This is a genomic window from Burkholderia sp. HAN2018, assembly GCF_024704855.1.
Taxonomy (GTDB): Bacteria; Pseudomonadota; Gammaproteobacteria; order Burkholderiales; family Burkholderiaceae; genus Burkholderia; species Burkholderia cepacia.
On record NZ_QOBB01000424.1, the window covers coordinates 1 to 2,863 of the forward strand.

Here is a 2,863-nt window from a genome sequence, read left to right on the forward strand (position 1 = left end):
GAGACCGACCACCGCCGCATCGTCGGCGCTGCCGCGCAGCGCGAACGCGCGCGGGCGCAGCGGAAAACCGTATGCGTTCCACTGCTGCATCCGGTACTGGTCGTCGGGAATCGCGCCGAATCCCATTACGGTGCGCGACACGCCGGCCGCGAAATTGCCGGCGATGCCGCCGAACTGCAGCGTCGGCGTGACGACCTGCAGCATCGGCGCGAGCTGCGGATCGCGCCGCAGGAGGTCGATCAGCGCCGCGTAGCGGCGGATCCCGTACGCGGCCGGATCGCCCGTGCCGTACAGGTAATAGCCCTGCCGCTGGATCTGCAGATGACCGCTGCGCTGCACGAAGTCGGTTTGCAGCCCGAGCGTGATGTCGCGGCTGAAGCCGCCGAACAGCAGGATCGCGCTCACGCCGACGATCATCGCGAGCAGCGTGGTCAGCGAGCGCCGGCGGTTGCGCTGCAGGTTGCGCAGCGCGAGCATCAGCGTATGGATCATCGGCCCACCTCCTGTGCCGCCGTGCCGTCGCCGGCCCGTTCCCGGCCGACGATACGGCCGTCGAGAATCCGGATCACCTCATCGGCGACGCCCACCACCTGCGGGTCGTGCGACGACACGATGAACGACACGTCGCGCTCGCGCTGGATCGTGCGCATCAGCGCGATGATCGCGTGGCCGGTGGCGCTGTCGAGGTTCGCGGTGGGTTCGTCCGCCAGCACCATCGCGGGCTCCGCCGCCAGCGCCCGCGCGATCGCGACCCGCTGGCGCTGGCCGCCCGACAGCTGGCTCGGCCGGTGCCGCCCCTTGTCGGCCAGCCCGACCGCGTCGAGCAGGTCGCGCACCCGCGCCGCACGCCGCGCCGGCGGCCAGCCCGCCATCAGCAGCGGATACTCGACGTTCTCGTACGCGGACAGCACCGGCAGCAGGTTGAAGGTCTGGAACACGTGGCCGACATGGCGCGCGCGGAAATCGGACAACGCATCGTCGGACAGCGACGCGGTATCGTGGCCCGCGATCGTCACGCGTCCGCTGTCGGGGCGGTCGATGCAGCCGATCATGTTCAGCAGCGTCGTCTTGCCGCTGCCCGACGGCCCGCTCAACACGGTGAAGCGCCCGGCCTCGAGCGTCGCCGACACGTCGGCGAGCCCGGTCACGCGCACGCTGTCGAGCAGGTAGGTCTTCGACAGGTGTTCGACGTTCACGAGGCTCATGACGCACCTCCCGCGCGCACGGGCGCCGCAGGCGCTTCCTGCGCTGCCTGCGCGGCGCGCGCATCCGCGCCTGCCGCGCCGGGCACGGCCGGTAGGCCGCGTATCAGCCGCTGCAACTGCAGCCGATAGGCAAAATGCTCGACCTCGATCACGTGCCGCGGCGTGCGATGGAACGCGATGCCGCCGCTCCAGTCGGACTTTCCGCGCCGGATCAGGCGGTCGATGTGCGCGGCCTTGCGCGGCGCCGCGTCGCGGGCATGCAGATAGCGCGCGAGCAACTGCGCCTGGTAGTCCATCAGCGGCCAGTTGCCGGTCGACGTCTGGAACAGCCCGATGAAGAACAGGTCGCGATGCTGTGCGTCGAACATGTTGAGGTACAGCGACGGCTGCTGCTTGCGCCATTGCAGATGCGCCTGGTCGATGAACGGAAAGCTCGGTCGATAGCCGGTCGCGTAGACGATCACGTCGACCGGCTCCTCGCGGCCGTCGGCGAACACGACGCGATCGCCCTTCAGTTCCCGCACGTCGGGCCGCGCATCGAGATCGCCGTGGCCGAGGTGGTAGAACAGCGTCGAGTTGATGATGAAATGCGACTCGAACAGCTTGTGGTCCGGCTTGCGCAGCCCGTAGTCCTCCGGCTGCCCGGCCGTCGTCAGCCGCAGCAGCCGCTCGCCGAAGAAGCGGCGCGCCCACAGCGGCATGCGCAGCCGCAGCGGCCATTCGGCCCACTGGTCGGCCGGTATCCCGAACAGGAATTTCGGCCAGTAGTAGTAGCCGCGCCGTGTGCTGTGGAACACCGCGCGCGCATGGTGGGACGCCTCGACCGCGATGTCGCAGCCCGAATTGCCCGCGCCGACCACGAGCACGCGCCGGTCGCGAAAGATCTCCGGCGTGCGATATTGCGACGAATGCAGCTGCAGCCCGTCGAAGCGGCCCGGATAGTCCGGCAGTTGCGGATGCGACAGATGCCCGTTGCAGACGATCACGCCGCGATAGGTGCGCACTTCGCCGCGGTCCAGCTCGACGCGCCACCCCGAGCCGCCGGCGACCGGCGCGATCTCGAGCACCGAGCGGCCGAACTCGATCCGGTCGTACACGCCGAAGCGCCGCGCGTACGCCCGCAGGTACGCGAGCGCCTGGTCGCCGCGCGCATACGTCGGGTAGTCGTCGGGAATCGGAAAGTCGGTGTACTCCGAAAACCGCTTCGAGCTGATCATGTGAATCGAGCGATACACCGCGCCGCTCGGCCGGCCGTAGTACCAGTTGCCGCCGACGTCGTCCTCGCGCTCGATCACGTCGAAGCCGATTCCGGCCGCGAGCAGGTTCTTCGCTGCGGTGATCCCCGCCGCGCCCGCGCCGATGATGCAGTACCGCGCGCCGTCGTTGCGCTCCGTCATGGTGGATTTCCCCTTTCCGTTCAAAGAACCGGCCCGGCCGCGGCCTGCGTGCCGGTCGCGCCGGCCAGCCGCGCATCGCGCAGATCGGCGATCGATGCGCCGCCGCGATCGGCGATCGCGAAGCGGCCGTCCGGGTAGCACAGCAGCAATTCGGCGTCGGCGGCACGCGCGGCGCCGAACGCGATGCCGCCGATGCGCCACGTGCGCGGCGGTTCGCCGTCTTCGGGCCACGCGCCGAGCAGCACGCGCAACACGTTCTCC

The 2,863-nt window shown here is 69.8% G+C and carries 3 protein-coding genes and 1 pseudogene; all 4 read right to left on the bottom strand.

The window, feature by feature from the left end; genetic code table 11:
• Positions 1-489: pseudogene (locus tag DPV74_RS40465) on the bottom strand (ABC transporter permease); the annotation flags it as partial.
• Positions 489-1,205, bottom strand: coding sequence for an ABC transporter ATP-binding protein (locus DPV74_RS40470; RefSeq protein ID WP_119339224.1), 717 nt, complete (start codon positions 1,203-1,205; stop codon positions 489-491). The pseudogene DPV74_RS40465 and the gene DPV74_RS40470, both read right to left, overlap by 1 nt.
• Positions 1,202-2,602, bottom strand: a complete 1,401-nt coding sequence (locus DPV74_RS40475) for an NAD(P)/FAD-dependent oxidoreductase (RefSeq protein WP_060170843.1) — start codon at positions 2,600-2,602, stop codon at positions 1,202-1,204. The genes DPV74_RS40470 and DPV74_RS40475 overlap by 4 nt, the downstream gene beginning before the upstream one ends.
• A gap of 20 nt (positions 2,603-2,622) precedes the next feature.
• On the bottom strand, positions 2,623-2,863 hold a 241-nt coding region (locus DPV74_RS40480; protein ID WP_162923306.1), incomplete at its 5' end, for a hypothetical protein.